The organism is Providencia sp. PROV252, from assembly GCF_033676005.1.
GTDB lineage: Bacteria > Pseudomonadota > Gammaproteobacteria > Enterobacterales > Enterobacteriaceae > Providencia > Providencia vermicola.
The window spans coordinates 637,960-659,601 of record NZ_CP096294.1 but is presented as its reverse complement, the minus strand read 5'-3'; the positions used below and the strand labels follow the sequence as shown (position 1 = coordinate 659,601).

Genomic DNA, 21,642 nt, shown 5'->3' with positions numbered 1-21,642 from the left:
TATGGAAAATACAAATACAACGAATGATAAATCAACCATCCTGCTGATTGATGATCACCCGATGCTACGAAATGGCGTGAAACAACTGATTAGTCTAGAACCTTCATTATACGTTATAGGTGAAGCTGGTGATGGGAAAACAGGAATTCAAATCGCAGAAGAACAAGATCCTGACCTCATTCTTCTAGATCTCAATATGCCAGGCATGAATGGGTTTGAAACACTCGATGAGTTAAGAAAAAGAGAGCTGTCAGGCCGGATCATTCTCTTCACCGTCTCAAATTATAGCGATGACTTAGTGAATGCTTTAAAACGTGGTGCTGATGGCTATTTATTAAAAGATATGGAGCCAGAAGAACTTATTGTCGCACTTAAAGAAGCCGCAAGTGGGAAACTGGTTGTTAGCCCAACACTCACATCTGTTCTTGCTGAATCTTTACGTGATAATCCTAACAATAATGAAAATAATATCGCGACCCTAACACCAAGAGAAGCTGATATTTTAGAGTTAATCTCACAGGGACTTTCTAATAAAATGATCGCTCGTAAACTCGATATCGCAGAAAGTACTGTAAAAGTACATGTGAAACACTTACTTAAAAAATTAAACTTAAAATCTCGTGTAGAAGCTGCTGTTTGGGTTTTACAACAAAAATAAATATTAAAAGTGGCAGTACAAATAATAATATAGCTGCCATTTTAAAATAAATACACTATGAACATAAATTAAGTATTATGAATAAATAGCTCAATTCTACAATTTTATTTTTTTAGTTATAATAAACTACAGCAATAATTTTAATGATAGGAATCAGGTCGATGGAAGATGAATTAATTTTAGTTAACGAAAATGATGTTGCTATCGGCACTATGCCCAAATTACTCGCGCATCAACTCGGCCGCTTACATCGTGCTTTTTCTATCTTCGTTTTTAATGAACAAAATGAGCTCTTAATTCAACAAAGAGCACCACATAAATACCACTCTTCTGGTCAGTGGGCTAACACATGTTGTAGCCATCCAAAACCCAATGAAGAAACGCAAAGTGCAGCTGAGCGTAGACTTCAAGAAGAATTAGGTTTTACTACACCACTAACCCATGTAGGCTCTCTTATATATCGAGCCGATGTAAATGGCGGGTTAATTGAACATGAATATGACCACCTATATGTTGGCCACTATAGTAAAATGGTTTATCCCAATGTAGAAGAAGTCTCATCCATCCGTTGGATTAGTATTTCTAAACTTATTTCTGAAGTTAACCAACAACCAGATATCTTCACACCTTGGTTTAAAAAAATACTGACTAAATACCCATCCTTACATTTTAGTAGAGATTAAATAATGTTTTGAAGATTATATTTTACAATTAAAAATATAATCATTAATTAGTCTTATTTCTTTCGAAAGTGATTTATCCTCACCATTTAACTCTATGAATTCACTTATCGCACGGTAAATACCCTCTGTTTTTGGAGATAATAAATAAGAGGAATCTTTCGCTTTTCTTAGACTAATCGCTTGCACCACACATAAAAAAACAATTGAAATTAACTCATATCCATATGTTAATTGATTTTGTAATTTTTCAGCAACTAATTGCGCATTTGTCGCTGTATCTTCGACACTACCTGCGACAGAAAAGTAATCTAATGAAACAGGCATTGCTAGATTTTTAATTCTCATCCCCAAAGCAACTGCAGGTTTTTCAATAGCACCAAGTGCATGAAATGCTGTTTTATTACCCAAAAATCGGGTTAATTGTGTAAAATAAGGATCATTGAGTTTTACTATCTGCTGCACATTTGCTAATGCATTATGAGCTATCGCTAAACTTAATTTTTCAACGGCTAAGACCCAAGGTAATGTTTCAAAGTTTCCACTTGGAAGCACAGCCTGATGATCATAATTCCCAGTCAAACTATTATTTACATTTTTAGTGAGCACACATGGATTATCATTTGAACCATTAACCTGAATAAGAAGTTGCTTTTTCGCTTGCTCATAACTTAAACGCAATTCTGCTAGTCGATATACCCCGCAGCGATAGCTTAATGGATCTTGTAAATGTCGTTCATCATCATGAGACTCTAGCGAAGAACCAATTAATAAATTTCTAAGTTTAGCGCCCATTACAATAACTTCAGGGTAAGCACAAGCATCCAAAACCCGTTGATTTAAAGGTGAGAGATTACCATTTAAGGCTTGTAAATTTAAACAATACAGCAACTCACTTATATTTATATAATGCGCTATTTTTAATAACGCAACTGCTGTAATAGCAACAGAATAAGCATTTGAACATAATAAAGATAGTGAATCTTTTGCCCAGGGCTCTATGGGTGTGATTCCAACAAGTTGAAGTGCCTTTGAAGAAGGCATTGTTTTACCTTGGTAAATTACCTCTCCTTCACCTAGCATTGTCAGTCCTACATGACTCAATATAGTTATATCCCCCTCACCAATCGAGCCAATACTGGGTATACAAGGAATAATATTTTTGTTAAGCAATTCAACATAACTACTAATTATTCTAGGCTGAATTCCACTATAACCATTGAGCAACATGTTTATATGAATCCCCATTACAGCCCTAACTAAACAACTATCTACAAGCTTACCTATCCCCACAGAATGTGCACGTATCAATTTTTTATTAAAAACAGTCGATTTCTCAATTAGCTCTTCAGTAAATTTTCCATTTAACTTTATATATTCTGTATCTTTATTTAAACCAACTCCCACTGTTAGACCGTATATTTTTGCACCTTTTTCTGCTTCTGATATTAATACTTTATGGCTTTTATCTAATTGTTCCATTGCTGCCCCCTCCACAGCAATACATTCGCCGTTCATAATTAATTTTACATCATGAAGTTTCAAATTTTTTCCATTTAATAAAATCATATTCCCCCTAAAAATAGAATAAAAAATAAGATAATTATCAACTATCCTTTTCACTTACTTATATTAAATACTAATTTTTTATTTTTAAACGTCAAATATCAGTCATTATTCATTAGAGATAAATTAATAATAATCATTAAGTAATGCTATTATTTTAAATAACAATATTGTTAAGCATAAAAATACTTACCAAGGAGATTATTGATAAGCTTGCAAGGATTCCTATCCTTTAATTACAAGTCATAACAATGTAAACATAAAAAACATAACATGCTGATGACACAATGATTAGTTGCTAAGTGGATTATTGATAAGCTTACAAAGATTTCTCCGTTTTAATCACAAGCCATAACAATGTGAACATAAAAAACATAACATGCTGATGACACAATGATGAGTTGCTAAGTGAATTATTCTTCATAAACAGTAGGTTGCAAAGTAAAAAAGAATTTAATAACCCACAATTAAGTTCATCTAAACGACAAACAGTATCATAACCATATAAGTTAAGTACCAAGTTAACGACTGGTTGGCTTCTCACCTCTATCAATATCGACCTTTCATCCTCTTTTCCTGTATAAACGTCGCTTTATCAGAGTCAGCGATGGGGGCTTATGCATGATCACAAATAATAAGAAGGTAAGAATCGCACAGGATAAGAAAAATAATAATCCTCAGTTAGTTAATGACGACATGAACAACCAATTAGCCTAGAAGGTCTCATCATCATAAGCCAGAGCGATGAAAAAACAGTTAATGACTAAGCAAACCCATGACAATAAGTGCCATAAACACAGAGGGCGGCGATTTAGGACAGTAAAACAAGGGGGATGTTCGGATGAAAAATGAAGTAACAACAGTGAGTTACTAAGAGGATTTTTGATAAGCTTACAAGGATTTCTCCGCTTTAATCACAAGTCATAATGACGTGAACACAGAACACGGATCACACAACGATGAGTTGCTGAGGGGATTATTAATAAGCTTACAAGGATTTGTCCGCTTTAATCACAAGTCATAACGACGTGAACACAGAATACGGATCACACAACGATGAGTTGCTAAGTAGATTATTGATAAGCTTAGAAGAATTTCTCCGCTTTAATCACAAGTCATAATGACGTGAACACAGAACACGGGTAACACAACGATTGGTTGCTGAGGGGATTATTGATTCGCTTAGCTTGCGTTATTTATCTCGTCATCTCGGCCTTTTCTTGGCCCCATTCCCCAAACGCAAAAAAGCCACCCATTGGGTGGCTTTCTCACTAATTTAATGTCTGGCAGTTCCCTACTCTCACATGGGGAGACCCCACACTACCATCGGCGCTACGGCGTTTCACTGCTGAGTTCGGCATGGGGTCAGGTGGGACCACCGCGCTATTGCCGCCAGACAAATTCGGTTCGTTCCCGTTCAGCGCTTTTCTTCGCTAAACCAGAACATCAATCTTGAACAAGCTGCTGTGTCCGTCACCTTTCGGCTTCTCACGCACATTTGAAAACTATCTCGTCTCTCTAAAACACCTTCGGTGTTGTCAGGTTAAGCCTCACGGTTCATTAGTATTGGTTAGCTCAACGTATCGCTACGCTTACACACCCAACCTATCAACGTCTTAGTCTTAAACGTTCCTTTAGGACCCTTAAAGAGTCAGGGAAGACTCATCTCAAGGCAAGTTTCCCGCTTAGATGCTTTCAGCGGTTATCTTTTCCGCACTTAGCTACCGGGCAATGCCATTGGCATGACAACCCGAACACCAGTGGTGCGTCCACTCCGGTCCTCTCGTACTAGGAGCAGCCCCTTTCAATCTTCCAACGCCCACGGCAGATAGGGACCGAACTGTCTCACGACGTTCTAAACCCAGCTCGCGTACCACTTTAAACGGCGAACAGCCGTACCCTTGGGACCTACTTCAGCCCCAGGATGTGATGAGCCGACATCGAGGTGCCAAACACCGCCGTCGATATGAACTCTTGGGCGGTATCAGCCTGTTATCCCCGGAGTACCTTTTATCCGTTGAGCGATGGCCCTTCCATTCAGAACCACCGGATCACTAAGACCTACTTTCGTACCTGCTCGAGCCGTCACTCTCGCAGTCAAGCTGGCTTATGCCTTTGCACTAACCGCATGATGTCCGACCATGCTTAGCCAACCTTCGTGCTCCTCCGTTACTCTTTGGGAGGAGACCGCCCCAGTCAAACTACCCACCAGACACTGTCCGCACCCCAGATAATGGGGCAACGTTAGAACATCAAACATTAAAGGGTGGTATTTCAAGGTTGGCTCCACGCAGACTGGCGTCCACGCTTCAAAGCCTCCCACCTATCCTACACATTAAGGCTCAATGTTCAGTGTCAAGCTATAGTAAAGGTTCACGGGGTCTTTCCGTCTTGCCGCGGGTACACTGCATCTTCACAGCGAGTTCAATTTCACTGAGTCTCGGGTGGAGACAGCCTGGCCATCATTACGCCATTCGTGCAGGTCGGAACTTACCCGACAAGGAATTTCGCTACCTTAGGACCGTTATAGTTACGGCCGCCGTTTACTGGGGCTTCGATCAAGAGCTTCTCCTTACGGATAACCCCATCAATTAACCTTCCAGCACCGGGCAGGCGTCACACCGTATACGTCCACTTTCGTGTTTGCACAGTGCTGTGTTTTTAATAAACAGTTGCAGCCAGCTGGTATCTGCGACTGGCTTCAGCTCCATGGGTAAACCACTTCACCTAATGCCAGCGTGCCTTCTCCCGAAGTTACGGCACCATTTTGCCTAGTTCCTTCACCCGAGTTCTCTCAAGCGCCTGAGTATTCTCTACCTGACCACCTGTGTCGGTTTGGGGTACGATTAATGATAATCTAGAGCTTAGAGGCTTTTCCTGGAAGCGGGGTATGAGCTACTTCGCCACCGTAGTGACTCGTCATCAGACCTCAGCATATAGTGAACCGGATTTGCCTAATTCACCTGCCTACATCCTTAAACCGGGACAACCGTCGCCCGGCCAGCCTAACCTTCTCCGTCCCCCCATCGCAATTATCACCAGTACGGGAATATTAACCCGTTTCCCATCGACTACGCATTTCTGCCTCGCCTTAGGGGTCGACTCACCCTGCCCCGATTAACGTTGGACAGGAACCCTTGGTCTTCCGGCGTGCGGGTTTTTCACCCGCATTATCGTTACTTATGTCAGCATTCGCACTTCTGATACCTCCAGCATACCTCACAGTACACCTTCACAGGCTTACAGAACGCTCCCCTACCCAACAATATCTAAATATCGCTGCCGCAGCTTCGGTGCATAGTTTAGCCCCGTTACATCTTCCGCGCAGGCCGACTCGACCAGTGAGCTATTACGCTTTCTTTAAATGATGGCTGCTTCTAAGCCAACATCCTGGCTGTCTGAGCCTTCCCACTTCGTTTCCCACTTAACTATGACTTTGGGACCTTAGCTGGCGGTCTGGGTTGTTTCCCTCTTCACGACGAACGTTAGCACCCGCCGTGTGTCTCCCGTGATAACATTCTTCGGTATTCGTAGTTTGCATCGAGTTGGTAAGTCGGGATGACCCCCTAGTCGAAACAGTGCTCTACCCCCGAAGATGAGTTCACGAGGCGCTACCTAAATAGCTTTCGGGGAGAACCAGCTATCTCCCGGTTTGATTGGCCTTTCACCCCCAGCCACAAGTCATCCGCTAATTTTTCAACATTAGTCGGTTCGGTCCTCCAGTTAGTGTTACCCAACCTTCAACCTGCCCATGGCTAGATCACCGGGTTTCGGGTCTATACCCTGCAACTCATTCGCCCAGTTAAGACTCGGTTTCCCTACGGCTCCCCTATACGGTTAACCTTGCTACAGAATATAAGTCGCTGACCCATTATACAAAAGGTACGCAGTCACACCCCGAAGGGTGCTCCCACTGCTTGTACGTACACGGTTTCAGGTTCTATTTCACTCCCCTCGCCGGGGTTCTTTTCGCCTTTCCCTCACGGTACTGGTTCACTATCGGTCAATCAGGAGTATTTAGCCTTGGAGGATGGTCCCCCCATATTCAGACAGGATAACACGTGTCCCGCCCTACTCGTCGAGTTCACAACACTAACACCTTCGGATACGGGGCTATCACCCTTTACTGCCAGCCTTTCCAGACTGTTCTCCTGATGCTAATGCTGATTAAGACTCTGGGCTGCTCCCCGTTCGCTCGCCGCTACTAGGGGAATCTCGGTTGATTTCTTTTCCTCGAGGTACTGAGATGTTTCAGTTCCCTCGGTTCGCCTCGTTTGACTATGTATTCATCAAACGATAGTGCAACGAATTGCACTGGGTTTCCCCATTCGGATATCGTCGGTTATAACGGTTCATATCACCTTACCGACGCTTTTCGCAGATTAGCACGTCCTTCATCGCCTCTGATTGCCTAGGCATCCACCGTGTACGCTTAGTCGCTTAACCTCACAACCCGAAGGTGTCTTCTGATAACGAGTGACTGTGCTTCATGATTTCGGCGTTAGTCCGTGCGCGCAATGCTCACGTACCTTAAGTACGCTGCGCTTGCTGTGCGCGGGCTGCCTTGAACTCATTTCGCTCGTCGACTCGATAGGTCAAAATACACTATTCAAGTTGAGATTTTTGAGAGACTCTCACATTGTTTAAGCGATAAACAATGTGTGTTGTTTTCAATTTTCAGCTTGTTCCAGATTGTTAAAGAGCATAATTGTTAAACCAACTATCTACATAATTGGCTTAATCATTATTGGGGACATCGTCTTTCACTCGATATCGGCGCAATTGGCGTCCCCTAGGGGATTCGAACCCCTGTTACCGCCGTGAAAGGGCGGTGTCCTAGGCCTCTAGACGAAGGGGACACGAAAATCACAAAAACTTTTTGCGCTTTTCATGTAAGCCCTATTCTTGCGAATAAGTCTCCCACGTATAGCCTATTGCTCTACTTTCTATCAGACAATCTGTGTGAGCACTTCACAAAAACACTTCAATGGTAAGGAGGTGATCCAACCGCAGGTTCCCCTACGGTTACCTTGTTACGACTTCACCCCAGTCATGAATCACAAAGTGGTAAGCGCCCTCCCGAAGGTTAAGCTACCTACTTCTTTTGCAACCCACTCCCATGGTGTGACGGGCGGTGTGTACAAGGCCCGGGAACGTATTCACCGTAGCATTCTGATCTACGATTACTAGCGATTCCGACTTCATGGAGTCGAGTTGCAGACTCCAATCCGGACTACGACGTACTTTATGAGTTCCGCTTGCTCTCGCGAGGTCGCTTCTCTTTGTATACGCCATTGTAGCACGTGTGTAGCCCTACTCGTAAGGGCCATGATGACTTGACGTCATCCCCACCTTCCTCCGGTTTATCACCGGCAGTCTCCTTTGAGTTCCCGACCGAATCGCTGGCAACAAAGGATAAGGGTTGCGCTCGTTGCGGGACTTAACCCAACATTTCACAACACGAGCTGACGACAGCCATGCAGCACCTGTCTCAGAGTTCCCGAAGGCACCAAAGCATCTCTGCTAAGTTCTCTGGATGTCAAGAGTAGGTAAGGTTCTTCGCGTTGCATCGAATTAAACCACATGCTCCACCGCTTGTGCGGGCCCCCGTCAATTCATTTGAGTTTTAACCTTGCGGCCGTACTCCCCAGGCGGTCGATTTAACGCGTTAGCTCCGAAAGCCACTCCTCAAGGGAACAACCTTCAAATCGACATCGTTTACAGCGTGGACTACCAGGGTATCTAATCCTGTTTGCTCCCCACGCTTTCGCACCTGAGCGTCAGTCTTTGTCCAGGGGGCCGCCTTCGCCACCGGTATTCCTCCACATCTCTACGCATTTCACCGCTACACATGGAATTCTACCCCCCTCTACAAGACTCTAGCTGACCAGTCTTAGATGCCATTCCCAGGTTAAGCCCGGGGATTTCACATCTAACTTAATCAACCGCCTGCGTGCGCTTTACGCCCAGTAATTCCGATTAACGCTTGCACCCTCCGTATTACCGCGGCTGCTGGCACGGAGTTAGCCGGTGCTTCTTCTGTCGGTAACGTCAATCGTTGATGATATTAGCATCAACGCCTTCCTCCCGACTGAAAGTACTTTACAACCCTAGGGCCTTCTTCATACACGCGGCATGGCTGCATCAGGCTTGCGCCCATTGTGCAATATTCCCCACTGCTGCCTCCCGTAGGAGTCTGGGCCGTGTCTCAGTCCCAGTGTGGCTGATCATCCTCTCAGACCAGCTAGGGATCGTCGCCTAGGTGAGCCATTACCTCACCTACTAGCTAATCCCATATGGGTTCATCCGATAGCGCAAGGACCGAAGTTCCCCTGCTTTGCTCCTTAGAGATTATGCGGTATTAGCTACCGTTTCCAGTAGTTATCCCCCTCTATCGGGCAGATCCCCATACATTACTCACCCGTCCGCCGCTCGTCAGCGGGAAGCAAGCTTCCCCTGTTACCGCTCGACTTGCATGTGTTAGGCCTGCCGCCAGCGTTCAATCTGAGCCATGATCAAACTCTTCAATTAAAAAGCTTGATGCTCAAAGAATGTTTACTGTCGTATGTCTTCTTACGAAAACATATTACCTATTAGTTCATATATATGAATTAACGTGTTAGTCACTCTTCAAGACTTAAAATCAAATATTTTTTTGATAGTGTCCTGTGAGTGCCCACACAGATTGTCTGATAAATTGTTAAAGAGCGTTGCAGCATTTCGTCGTGAAATTTGACCTTCTGGGTCGTTGCTGCGAGGTGACGTATATTACGTTTTTCTTTTAGAAAGTCAAGTGTTTATTTTCAACTTTTTCTTTCTTCACACCGTGTTATCACTTACTTTCTCAAGTTTGGCTTAAGGCTTTTATTTTCTAACCTCACCACCGAAGCGGTTTGCCGTGACAACGGATGCGCATTATAGGGAGACGAAAAAATCTCGCAAGTGTTTTTTTGATATTTTCCACTGACAGCTTAATAATTAAACAATCCGTATAAAAAAAATATGATTTGTTGATAAATCACACTATAGATTATCAAACTCAATCGCAAAGTATGAAACCTTCTCCCAATTGGTGTACTCAATTTCAGTATTAGGGTCTGTTGGCCCATCTGTCATTTTCATAATGAGACGGATCATTACTTTATCGAACCATTTATAGCGCGGGTAAAACAACGCCCCCGCAAAAACAGACTTCAATGCTGGCTTCCAAGGGCAAACCTCCAGAAACTTACGCGTATAAGCATTTGTCTCTACTGTGTTCTTACCTTCTTTCCTTGCTGTTAGGTTCACTGCAAAGAAAGCGGTCTTCATTGAATTCAGCTGGCTTTGATGAGAAGTCGCGAAACGCTGAAGTTTTTTATTGAAATGCCCATAACGGATAGAAGCCCCTACCAGCACCTTATCATAAGCAGATAAATTAAAATTTTGCTCTGTATTCAAATCGCGAATATCACATTCTCGGCCTAAGCTACGTAATTGCTCTGCTATTTTTAAAACAATTTTTTTTGTCTGCCCATCCGTACTGGAATGTAGAAGTAAATAACTCATTATCGTTCCTAGATTTTTATCATTTCTATATAGCAATATTGTACTGAATTACTCACGCCAAAACGTTGGAGTCAGTAACACTAATAAGGTAAACACTTCTAAACGACCAAATAACATAGTGACGACCAAAATCCATTTACCCGCTGGATTCATACTTGTGAAGTTATCCGCTACTGTGCCTAACCCTGGTCCTAAGTTATTCAATGTAGTCGCAATCGCAGAAAACGCTGAAAATTCATCGACACCTGTTGCGATAAGCAATAAGAGGCTGACAACAAAAACCAATGCATACGCTGAAAAAAAGCCCCAAACAGCCTCTATTATACGTTCAGGAAGTGCTCTTTGCCCAAGCTTGATGGTATAGACTGCATTTGGATGTACTAGTCGTTTTAGTTCGCGGGAACCTTGTAAGAACAATAATAAGATACGGATAACTTTTAAACCGCCCCCCGTTGAGCCTGCACATCCACCAACAAATGCTGCACACAATAAAAGCATTGGCAAAAATAGCGGCCAACCAGAGAAGCTATCTGTCGTGAAGCCCGCCGTTGTGGCCATCGAGACAACTTGGAAAAAAGCCTGATCAAGTGTTTGACCAAAACCGCCGTAGACAGAGTGATACATCAATATCGCAGTACAAACCACCACGAGGACAAACTGGAAGCTGATAAACATCTTAAATTCAGGATCGCGCCAATAAATACCGAGGCTTCGCCCAGTTAAAACTGCAAAGTGCAAACCAAAGTTACACCCCGAAATAATAAGGAAAACACCAATAATGGTATTAATTGCGGGGCTATTAAAGTAACCGATGCTAGCATCGTGGGTAGAAAACCCACCAATAGCAATTGTTGAAAAGCTATGGGAAATCGCATCAAACACATCCATCCCAGCTATCCATAACGCAATTGCACAGGCTATCGTCAATAAGACATAGATAAGCCAGAGTGTTTTGGCTGTTTCCGCAATTCGAGGACGCATTTTATTGTCTTTCAATGGCCCTGGCATTTCTGCACGATAGAGCTGCATTCCCCCAACACCTAACAGGGGAAGAATAGCAACTGCAAGCACAATGATCCCCATCCCCCCAAGCCACTGCAACATTTGTCGATAAAATAAAATTGCTTTAGGTAAAGAATCAAGTCCTGTTAATGTTGTTGCTCCAGTCGTCGTTAAGCCAGAAAAGGATTCAAAAAAGGCATCCGTCACTGAAAGATTTGGCCTTTCAGAGAAAATAAACGGTAATGCTCCCACACTGCCCAATACGGTCCAAAATAAGACAACAATAAGAAAGCCTTCTTTCGCTTTTAATTCATGTTTGCTATTACGCGTAGGTAACCATAAAAATAGACCAATTAATAATGCCGTAACGAAAGTCTGGCTGAAGGCTCGCCCTGCACCATCGCGATAAATTAACGCGACAATACCAGGAATAACCATGGTAAAAGAAAAAATGATGACAAGCAGCCCGACAATACGGGTTATTGCACGAAAATGCATTCGGCAGGTTCCTTGCTAAAGCGATTGACTATTCCGATTCTGGCGTGAGCGCTAAGGCACCACGGCTTATATCGCGTAATTTATCATTGACCTCCTGCTCAAGGGTAGCAGGAATTGTAATTTGCAAAGCAACAACTTCATTATAATCACTGTGCAAGATCACGCCATTGACCTGAGCAAGCAGCTGTTCTATTGCATTAATTAGCGAATAATCACACACTAAATTAAACACTTTTTGTGGGACTTTGGTTTGTGTCGATAGTATTTTCAGCGCTTGTTGTGCGCCATTACCATAAGCTTTAACTAGCCCACCAGTACCTAATTTGATCCCACCAAAATAACGCACAACCACACAAGTGATTTCCCCTAGTTGACTACCTAAGAGCTGCGCCATAATAGGTTTACCAGCCGTCCCTGTAGGTTCCCCATCATCGGAAAAGCCCAATTGTTGAGAATCGTCAGGGCGGCCAGCAACGAATGCCCAGCAATGGTGCCGAGCATCGGGGTATTGTGCTTTAATCGATTGAATGTAATCTTTCGCCGCTTCAATACCCTCGGTATGAGCTAAGTAAGTAATAAATCGGCTTTTTTTAATTTCTTCTGTAAAAGAAATCGTTTCTGCCGGTATTAAATAAGGTTTCATTAACGTAAATGCAGGTCTCGAGTCATATTTTCGATACGGTTAGCATGGATCACGATATTATCTTCAATACGAATACCACCGTATGGCTTAAAGAACTCAATTCTATCCCAATTAAAATGCTGACTAAACTCACCCGCTCTCCACGATAAAAGCAGAGATTCAATGAAGTAAAGACCTGGTTCGATAGTTAACACCATTTTGGGTTCTAGAACACGAGTACAACGCAAGAAAGGATACATTTTTGGTGCTGCAAGATGTGTCCCATTGTCGTCTTGCATAAATCCAGCTGCATCATGGACCTGCAGACCTAATGGATGCCCTAAACCATGAGGTAAAAATGGTGTAGTTAAACCATTCTCAACCATTGATTCTTCACTAATACCATTAACAATATCATGTTTCACAAGGATTTTTGCTATACGGTGATGCATATCCACATGGTAATCAGTGTAACGAACGCCCGCTTTAATTGTGTCGATAAGAGAAAGCTGCTCTTTATTAACGTCCGCGACTAATTCAGCAAATTCATCCTTGCCTTTTGCTGCATACGTTCTCGTGATATCAGCCGCATAACCGTTATATTCGGCGCCTGCATCAATCAAGAAACTCCGTAATTCAGCAGGAACGGATTGCTGTAATTTAGTGTAATGGAGCACTGCTGCATTTTCATTCAATGCAACAATATTGCCATACGGCACGTTAGTATCACGGTGGCCTGTTGATTGTAAGTAGCTGACATTAATATCAAACTCACTCATTCCAGCACGGAAGGCTTCCAATGCAGCAAGATGGCCATTTACCGCCATTTTTTGCGCTTCACGCATGCAATACAGTTCGTAGTCTGTTTTATAGGCACGATGAAAATGGTAATAATCTAAGACTGGCTTCGGATTAATATTATCTAAAGAGATGCCTAAAGATTCGGCTCTTGCTGCCGCTGAACCAATATAAGCAACATTCTCTTTTGGTAAACTGGCCAGGAACCCTTTGATATCATCTGCATTTTTTAGATGAATCAGTTCGACATCTTTCGTCCAAAAGCCATTTGGAAGTGGCTCAACACTGTGCCAATAATCAACGGGTGAGTAAAACCATAATTTAGGTTTATTAACGCCGTCAACTAATAACCAAGAGTGGGGGACATCCGTAACAGGAACCCAAGCCTTAAAGTGCGGATTAACCTTAAATGGGTAGTCACTATCATCAAGAAAGATGCGAAGTGGTTCACCCGAATGAATCAATATGGCATCTAATTTGCTGCGCTGTAAGACTTGCTGAGTTCTGTTTTGTAACGTTTTAATATGATCAGCGTAGAGTGCAGTCAGTTTTTCCATTTCCTTCAACCTTTCAGCATTAATTAGAAAATTCAAGCTTATCACGTTCTGTTCTTAACGGATATGCACTCCGTTGCAAATCCAAACTAATTAATTGATAAATAATAAAAATATCATTTTAAAACAACAGTATTTCACTTAATTGCTGTGACCAAGATTCCAAATTTGTTATTAACCGTTTGCAATTAATTAACATTCTAGTCACACTAAAATCATCTGGTCGTACCAGATAACTTTTTCATGTAAAGGAGAACAGAATGCTTTATCAAAGTGAAACAATCTATATTCAATGGTTGAAAAAAGGTATTGCAGAACTGGTTTTTAATTCACCAGGGCCAATCAATAAGTTGGATACCCACACCGTTGCTTCACTGGATGAAGCCGTGTCTGTTCTTGAGCGTCAACCTGATCTGCAAGGTGTTATTTTCCGCTCTGACAAATCTGCTTTTATTGTCGGAGCTGATATCAAAGAATTTCTCTCATTATTTGAAGCACCGAAAGAAACCCTCAGTGAATGGCTGAAATACGCTAATAGCATCTTTAATCGCATTGAAGATCTCCCTGTTCCTACAATTTGTGCAATCAATGGTTATGCACTTGGTGGCGGCTGTGAGTGTGTTTTATCAACAGATTTTCGTATCGCATCCCCTGATGCTCGTATTGGTTTACCTGAAACGAAACTTGGTATCATGCCAGGGTTTGGTGGCTCTGTTCGTTTGCCAAGGTTAATTGGTTTAGATAGCGCGCTAGAAATTATTACTGCAGGCAAGGATGTCAGCGGGCCTCAAGCACTCAAATTAGGGTTAGTTGATGCCGTAGTTGAAACCGAAAAATTGCCACAATCTGCTTTAGCCATTATTGAATCAGCCATTGCGGGTAACATGAATTGGCAGAAGAAGCGTCAACCTAAACTGGCCCCTCTTCAATTAAGCCCACTTGAGCAGACCATGAGCTTTAATGTTGCGAAAGGCATGGTGTATCAAGTTGCAGGAAAACACTACCCAGCACCAATGGCGGCAGTCAATACCATCGAGAAAGCAGCGAATTGCACTCGCGATGAAGCGCTAAAACATGAAACAGCAGCTTTTGTCCCTCTCGCTCACAGTGATGTTGCCCGTTCATTGGTCAGTATTTTTCTTAATGATCAACAAATTAAATCCAATAGTAAAAAACTGGCTCAAAATGTTAAAGCGCCAACTCAAGCCGCTGTTTTGGGTGCAGGTATTATGGGTGGAGGGATAGCTTACCAATCCGCCAGTAAAGGTGTGCCAGTTCTAATGAAAGACATCAATGAGAAGTCTTTAGATCTTGGTATTGAAGAAGCCCAAAAACTGTTAAATAACCAGTTTGAGCGGGGGCGCATTAGTGCAGCTAAAATGGCAACAACTTTAGCCGCAATCCACCCTTCATTATCTTATAATGGTATTGAAAATAGCCAAATTATTGTCGAAGCTGTGGTTGAAAATCCCAAAGTAAAAGCTGCCGTGCTATCTGAAGTGGAATCACTTGTTTCACCAGAAACGATACTGGCATCTAATACTTCAACAATTCCAATTTCCACATTGGCTCAATCCTTAAAACGCCCTGAAAACTTTTGTGGAATGCACTTCTTCAACCCTGTACACCGAATGCCTTTAGTGGAAGTTATACGCGGTACACAAACGTCTGACGATACTGTCGCAAAAGTCGTTGCCTATGCGAATAAAATGGGCAAAACACCAATTGTGGTGAACGATTGCCCAGGTTTCTTTGTGAATCGTGTTCTATTCCCTTATTTTGCAGGTTTCAACTTATTACTCCAAGATGGCGCGGATTTCAAAGAGATCGACAAAATCATGGAAAAAGAATTTGGCTGGCCGATGGGCCCTGCTTATTTACTTGATGTCGTTGGTATCGACACCGCCTTCCACGCTGAACAAGTGATGGCGCAAGGTTTCCCTGAGCGAATGAGTAAAACGGGTAAAAATGCAATTGATGTGATGTATGAACAACAGCGCTTTGGCCAAAAGAACGGGAAAGGCTTTTATCAATACGAAAAAGATAAAAAAGGGAAACCTAAAAAAGTCAATGACCCACAAACTGATGAACTACTGAATTCTATCTGCAAAGTTAAGCGTTCATTTACGAAAGAAGAAATTATCGCTCGAATGATGGCACCAATGATAAACGAAGTCGTTCGTTGCTTAGAAGAAGGCATAATCCAAAGCCCTGCAGATGCAGATATTGCGCTAGTTTATGGCTTAGGCTTCCCTCCATTTAGAGGTGGCGTGTTCTGTTATTTAGACACAATCGGTAGCCAATCATACTTAAAAACTACGGAAGTATTAGCATCATTAAGCCCGCTTTATCAGGCTCCTGAGGGCCTAAAAGCAAAAGCGATGACTAATGCTACCTATTACCCACAACCGCCTGTTGTGGCTATTGATCTCAAAAAAGTTGCGAGGGGTTAATTTTATGGAAAACGTCGTCATTATTGATGGAATACGCACACCAATGGGCCGTTCAAAGGGTGGAGTATTTCGCCATGTTAGAGCTGAAGACCTTTCTGCGCACCTTATGAACGCAATTTTTGAACGCAATCCTAATGCAAGTAAAAAAGAATTAAATGACATTATCTGGGGATGTGTACAACAAACTTTAGAACAAGGTTTTAATATTGCAAAAAATGCCGCTTTATTAACGGATATTCCCCATACAGTGCCTGCTGTCACGGTTAACCGCCTTTGCGGTTCATCAATGCAGGCGGTACATGATGCGAGCCGGTTAATTATGACGGGTGATGCAAATTCAGTCTTAATTGGTGGTGTGGAACATATGGGGCATGTGCCTATGACACATGGCATCGACTTTAACCCTAGACTCACATTGCGAGTAGCAAAAGCCGCAGGAGCAATGGGGTTAACCGCAGAAATGCTAGCCAAAATGTACAAGATTAGTCGAGAAGAACAAGACGCCTTTGCACTTAGGTCTCACCAACTTGCCGCTGCTGCCACAAAAAATGGAAAGTTCGCCAATGAAATCGTAGCTATTGAAGGGCATGATGCTGATGGGAATCTTATTTCCGTAAATTATGACGAAGTCATCCGCTTAGACGCGAGTCTTCAAGGGTTAGCCGCCCTTCGCCCTGCCTTTGATCCTGTAAATGGTACAGTAACTGCGGGGAACTCATCTGCTTTATCAGATGGCGCATCCGCCATGTTACTTAGTAGCGAAAGCTATGCGAAGCAACATGGCATAAAACCGAGAGCTAGAGTCAGGGCAATGGCCGTTGTTGGCTGTGATCCATCTATTATGGGATTTGGTCCTGTTCCTGCGACTGAAATGGCGCTAAAACGAGCAGGCTTATCTTTAAATGATATTGATATTATTGAGTTAAATGAAGCATTCGCGGCTCAATCCATCGCATGTTTAAAAGGACTGAATATTGCTGAAAGCCTCATTGATGAGAAGGTAAACCTAAGCGGAGGGGCTATTGCGCTGGGTCACCCATTAGGTTGCTCTGGAGCAAGGATCACTACAGCATTACTGAATCAGTTAGAGCAAAAAGATAAGCAATTTGGTTTAGCCACAATGTGTATTGGTTTTGGTCAGGGTATCGCCACAATTATTGAACGAGTTTAATACCCCTTTCGTCAAACATTGCATTTTGTCGATGTTCCCGCCTAGTCAGGGGCGGGTTTTTTTTTGCCTTTTTTGCCAAATACCCGTGAGTCGTCTGCCATAATTTCGACTAGTAGTTGGCGACAAAAAATTATTTCAAAGCGTTTTAACCTTGAAATGACTGTAAGAACTAAGTGAAGTCCCCCTGCAATCTGCAACACTGCCATATTAAATAATATACCAATGCAGGTTTACCCCTCATAGTTCAGATTATAGATAGATAGCAAGCAAAGATATTCCTAGGAGCGTAGATAACTACATGACTAGGGAAGCTAAGTGAAGCCCCCCTACAATTTGAAATATGGCTGGTTAAATAAATTCGTAGGCATCACCAAACAAGCGTTCAACTTTAGCTCCACGCTCATTACAAAAACGATCCCTCGCGCTTTTCGCCATCTCAAAACGACCTGCAATATAAATGTCATGTTCTGAAAGGTCGCCAAAATCCTCTAATACTGCGCTAAGAACTGTCCCTGTACGGCCTCGCCATAATTCATCGGGTTGTTCAACAACAGGAACGACTTTTAGACTAGTGTATTTTTCACTCAGCGCCTGAAGTTCACCAAGATCATACAAATGCTCTAATTGACGCCCACCCCAATAGAAGGTGATATCCCGTTGAGGGTTTTCAGCTAAAGCGGCAAGTAATATTGAATGGGTATAAGAGAACCCCGTTCCCCCCGCAATTAAAATCATTGGGCTTTGACTGTCTTCACGAAACCAGGCTTTGCCATGGGGAATATCGATATCGATGCGTTGTTGATCTAAAATCCTATCCATCACCGCCATGGCATATAAATTAATTTCAGAGGCACCAATATGCAGCTCGATTGTGCCTTTGGTGCAGAGTGTGGATGCCATTGAAAATGGTCGTTTATCTCGCTCATCCATCACAACCATCAAATATTGACCAGCTTTAAAATGAAAGGGACCATCTGGCAACAAAATAACCCGATAAACCGTATCCGTGATTGATTCGACAGATGTGACTTTACAGCTTAAAGTTGCCATGCTTTCCCTCTTATTTTTCAAAAATTTTCAATTGTTCCCAGATATCATCAATGCGAGATTTAACGCTTTCCGTCATGACAATTGGGCGGCCCCATTCACGGTCTGTTTCACCTGGCCATTTGTTTGTCGCATCAAGCCCCATTTTTGAACCTAAACCAGACACAGGGGAAGCAAAATCAAGATAATCTATTGGGGTATTTTCCATCATAACCGTATCTCTAGCAGGGTCCATACGCGTTGTAATAGCCCAAATAACATCCTTCCAGTCACGTGCATTGATATCATCATCGCAAACAATAACAAATTTAGTGTACATGAACTGACGCAGGTATGACCAGACCCCCATCATGACTCTTTTTGCATGCCCTGCATATTGCTTTTTCATTGTTACAACCGCTAAACGGTATGAACACCCTTCGGGGGGGAGATAAAAGTCGACAATTTCAGGAAATTGTTTTTGCAAAATTGGCACTAAAACCTCGTTTAGTGCTTCACCAAGTACCGCTGGCTCATCAGGTGGGCGGCCAGTATATGTTGAGTGATAGATAGCATCACGGCGTTGAGTAACATGGGTGACTGTGAACACAGGGAAGTTATCTATTTCATTGTAATAACCCGTATGATCGCCATAAGGTCCTTCTGGCGCCATCTCACCAGGTTCAATATAGCCTTCAAGGATAATTTCAGCACCAGCAGGTACTTCAAGATCATTGGAAATACACTTAACCACTTCCGTTTTATTACCGCGTAATAAACCCGCAAAAGCGTATTCAGATAGCGTGTCTGGCACAGGAGTAACTGCGCCTAAAATCGTTGCTGGATCAGCACCCAATGCAACAGCTACAGGAAACTTTTCCCCTGGATGTGCTTGGCACCATTCTTGGAAGTCTAATGCACCACCACGATGAGACAACCAGCGCATGATCACTTTATTTTTACCAAGGACTTGCTGACGATAAATACCGAGGTTTTGACGCTCTTTGTGTGGCCCTTTAGTGACAGTCAACCCCCACGTAATAAGTGGTGCGGCATCTTCTGGCCAACAATGCATAACTGGAATTTTAGTTAGATCAACATCTTCACCCGCCCAAATTTGTTCCTGACACGGAGCTGAGCTTAAGCGCTTAGCAGGCATATTCAAAACTTGTTTGAATTTAGGTAACTTATCGAATAAGTCACGGAAACCCTTCGGAGGATCAGGCTCTTTTAAGAATGCGAGTAGCTTGCCAACATCATGCAAGGCTTTAATGTCTTCTTGCCCCATTCCCATTGCAACCCGCTTGGTTGTCCCAAACAAATTACATAGAACAGGCATATTGTAACCTTTTGGATTTTCAAATAATAAGGCCGGTCCCCCTGCTCTTAGGGTGCGATCTGCAATTTCAGTCATCTCCAAATAGGGATCGACTTCCATTGTAATGCGTTTTAACTCGCCTTGCTTTTCCAGCTGCGCGATAAAATCTCTAAGGTCACGATATTTCATTATCTTCTTTTACTATTACAGAGGGAGTCTCATTATAAGACGTCCGGCCAAGGTTACAAGTTACTGTCTAAATCATTTAAAAATCAATATTTTTCTGGTTAAGTATACCATTTTACTGGCAATCAAAAGGGACTAATTTTTCTAATAATAATGTATCGAACTGCTCTGGGAATGTTTTGTTGTGCTGAAATAATTTAAAACCTTCATTCTTACCACTAAAATAATGGAGTTCATTCCCTTTAATTTGCAAACCGCTACCTTCTCGAAGCGCAACAACCACTTCATGTGGGTTAATTACGCAAAACTCTTGTAGTCTTTCATCACGTGTTTCCCCCATATGCCCAGAAATATGTGCATCAATGTAATGTGGGTTAATTTGTAATGGGAAGAGCCCCAAAGATGGCATAATAGCTGCATTACTCACAGGCATATCATTGGTTGTGCGAATACTTGGTGTTGCTACATTACAACCTGCACTCCAACCAATGTATGGAACACCACGCTCTCTGACCGCACGTTGAATCGCCACAATCAAACCATTTTCATGTAGGCACTTGTTTAACCACCAAGTATTACCACCGCTAACCAGAATACACTCTGCTTGTTCAATGGCTTCAACTGGGCTAGAAAAATGCTCTATAGTCGTTACTTTAATGCCTAGTGCTTCTGAAAGTTGTTCTGCACGCTCATCATGAGATCCACGGAGAACAGCATATGGAACGAGAACAGCTGATTTGATATTTTTACGGGTAAGTGTTTCTTTAATTCGAGGTAAAGCATAGCTTAACCAAACTGAGTTTCCTGGTAATTTACCATTACTCAACAAAAAGATATCCATTGTGTCTCCTACAAACTTAGGTTCTATATTACAGTGTTCATAAGCCGCAGCTTGATGATTTTAACTTACGGATATGAATAATATTGTGCAGAGGTTCATTAGTCACATTGTTCTGTCGTAATTTGTTATCATAAACATATTATTGTCATACGAGATTCAAAAAATGGAAAAATGGTACCTGCTTTATTGCAAACGAGGCCAAATTGAACGTGCTATTGAGCATCTAAATAGACAGAACGTGCTCTGTATGACTCCCATGACTGAGATGGAAAAAATTGTTAGGGGTAAAAGGACAACGGTGCAAGAAGCATTATTTCCGAATTACTTATTTGTAAAGTTTGATCATAACGAAATTCATACTACGACGATTCAATCCACTCGGGGTGTTAGCCATTTTATTCGTTTTGGCCAATTACCGACTGAAGTACCAGAAGAAGTGATTGAGTTATTACAGCTGACTCCAATTACCCATATGGTTGCACCAGACCTTCCAAAATCAGGCGATAAAGTGACAATTACAGAGGGTATTTTTGCAGGAATTCAAGCTATCTTTGATGAGCCTAATGGAGAGTATCGTTCAATTCTTCTATTGAATATTTTAAACAAAAATGTCCCAAAAGTGCTCGAAAATACGCAATTCAAAAAATCACCTGAGCTGTAATTCAAGACAATAAAAAGCCCATCATTAATGGGCGTTTTATTGTCAGTAAAATCAGGAGCT

13 protein-coding genes, 1 tRNA gene and 3 rRNA genes are annotated in these 21,642 nt (G+C 42.4%); 5 read left to right on the top strand and 12 right to left on the bottom strand.

Features of this window, described 5'->3' with window-relative positions:
* The first annotated feature begins 1 nt into the window (after position 1).
* Both narL and idi read left to right on the top strand, forming a co-directional pair.
* Positions 2-658: a two-component system response regulator NarL gene (gene narL, locus M1F05_RS02840; RefSeq protein ID WP_206084456.1), complete on the top strand. Its 657-nt coding sequence runs from the start codon at positions 2-4 to the stop codon at positions 656-658.
* 161 nt (positions 659-819) lie between these two features.
* Positions 820-1,341, top strand: a complete 522-nt coding sequence (gene idi / locus M1F05_RS02835; protein ID WP_206084783.1) for an isopentenyl-diphosphate Delta-isomerase — start codon at positions 820-822, stop codon at positions 1,339-1,341.
* A 15-nt stretch (positions 1,342-1,356) separates the two neighbouring features.
* Here idi and M1F05_RS02830 read toward each other — a convergent pair whose 3' ends face one another.
* The 9 genes from M1F05_RS02830 to pepQ all read right to left on the bottom strand — a co-directional run bounded on the left by M1F05_RS02830 (position 1,357) and on the right by pepQ (position 13,929).
* Positions 1,357-2,907, bottom strand: coding sequence for an aromatic amino acid ammonia-lyase (locus M1F05_RS02830; RefSeq protein ID WP_206084454.1), 1,551 nt, complete (start codon positions 2,905-2,907; stop codon positions 1,357-1,359).
* A 1,278-nt stretch (positions 2,908-4,185) separates the two neighbouring features.
* Positions 4,186-4,301: ribosomal RNA gene (gene rrf / locus M1F05_RS02825) — 5S ribosomal RNA — on the bottom strand.
* 142 nt (positions 4,302-4,443) lie between these two features.
* Positions 4,444-7,350 (bottom strand): 23S ribosomal RNA (locus tag M1F05_RS02820).
* Between the two features lie 337 nt (positions 7,351-7,687).
* Positions 7,688-7,763, bottom strand: a tRNA-Glu gene (locus tag M1F05_RS02815).
* Between the two features lie 132 nt (positions 7,764-7,895).
* A 16S ribosomal RNA gene (locus M1F05_RS02810) occupies positions 7,896-9,435 on the bottom strand.
* Together the 16S, 23S and 5S rRNA genes with 1 tRNA gene alongside form the textbook arrangement of a ribosomal RNA operon.
* A 492-nt stretch (positions 9,436-9,927) precedes the next feature.
* On the bottom strand, positions 9,928-10,452 hold the full coding sequence (gene hemG / locus M1F05_RS02805; protein WP_206086359.1) for a menaquinone-dependent protoporphyrinogen IX dehydrogenase: 525 nt from the start codon (positions 10,450-10,452) through the stop codon (positions 9,928-9,930).
* 48 nt (positions 10,453-10,500) lie between these two features.
* Entirely contained in the window at positions 10,501-11,952 is a 1,452-nt protein-coding gene (gene trkH / locus M1F05_RS02800; protein ID WP_206086358.1) for a Trk system potassium transporter TrkH, read from the bottom strand.
* A 28-nt stretch (positions 11,953-11,980) separates the two neighbouring features.
* On the bottom strand, positions 11,981-12,595 hold the full coding sequence (locus M1F05_RS02795) for an IMPACT family protein (protein ID WP_206086357.1): 615 nt from the start codon (positions 12,593-12,595) through the stop codon (positions 11,981-11,983).
* A complete protein-coding gene (gene pepQ / locus M1F05_RS02790) occupies positions 12,595-13,929 on the bottom strand; it encodes a Xaa-Pro dipeptidase (RefSeq protein ID WP_206086356.1) in 1,335 nt (444 codons plus the stop codon). The genes M1F05_RS02795 and pepQ overlap by 1 nt, the downstream gene beginning before the upstream one ends.
* A gap of 257 nt (positions 13,930-14,186) precedes the next feature.
* On the opposite strand from pepQ, the gene fadB reads away from it, so the two are divergent.
* Positions 14,187-16,379, top strand: coding sequence for a fatty acid oxidation complex subunit alpha FadB (gene fadB, locus M1F05_RS02785; RefSeq protein WP_206086355.1), 2,193 nt, complete (start codon positions 14,187-14,189; stop codon positions 16,377-16,379).
* Between the two features lie 4 nt (positions 16,380-16,383).
* Positions 16,384-17,550 (top strand): acetyl-CoA C-acyltransferase FadA, encoded by a 1,167-nt coding sequence (fadA, locus tag M1F05_RS02780; protein WP_206086354.1) that lies wholly within the window; start codon positions 16,384-16,386, stop codon positions 17,548-17,550.
* A gap of 348 nt (positions 17,551-17,898) precedes the next feature.
* On the opposite strand, the gene fre is transcribed toward fadA, so the two are convergent.
* The 3 genes from fre to pepE all read right to left on the bottom strand — a co-directional run bounded on the left by fre (position 17,899) and on the right by pepE (position 20,921).
* Positions 17,899-18,600, bottom strand: a complete 702-nt coding sequence (gene fre / locus M1F05_RS02775; protein WP_206086353.1) for an NAD(P)H-flavin reductase — start codon at positions 18,598-18,600, stop codon at positions 17,899-17,901.
* A 10-nt stretch (positions 18,601-18,610) separates the two neighbouring features.
* Entirely contained in the window at positions 18,611-20,083 is a 1,473-nt protein-coding gene (ubiD, locus tag M1F05_RS02770) for a 4-hydroxy-3-polyprenylbenzoate decarboxylase (protein WP_206086352.1), read from the bottom strand.
* A gap of 112 nt (positions 20,084-20,195) precedes the next feature.
* Positions 20,196-20,921 (bottom strand): dipeptidase PepE, encoded by a 726-nt coding sequence (gene pepE, locus M1F05_RS02765; protein WP_206086351.1) that lies wholly within the window; start codon positions 20,919-20,921, stop codon positions 20,196-20,198.
* Positions 20,922-21,084: 163 nt separating this feature from the next.
* Here pepE and rfaH point away from each other — a divergent pair, with 163 nt between their 5' ends.
* The gene (rfaH, locus tag M1F05_RS02760) at positions 21,085-21,582 is read left to right on the top strand and encodes a transcription/translation regulatory transformer protein RfaH (RefSeq protein WP_206086350.1); all 498 of its coding nucleotides are present in this window, start codon (positions 21,085-21,087) and stop codon (positions 21,580-21,582) included.
* Positions 21,583-21,642 lie beyond the last annotated feature (60 nt).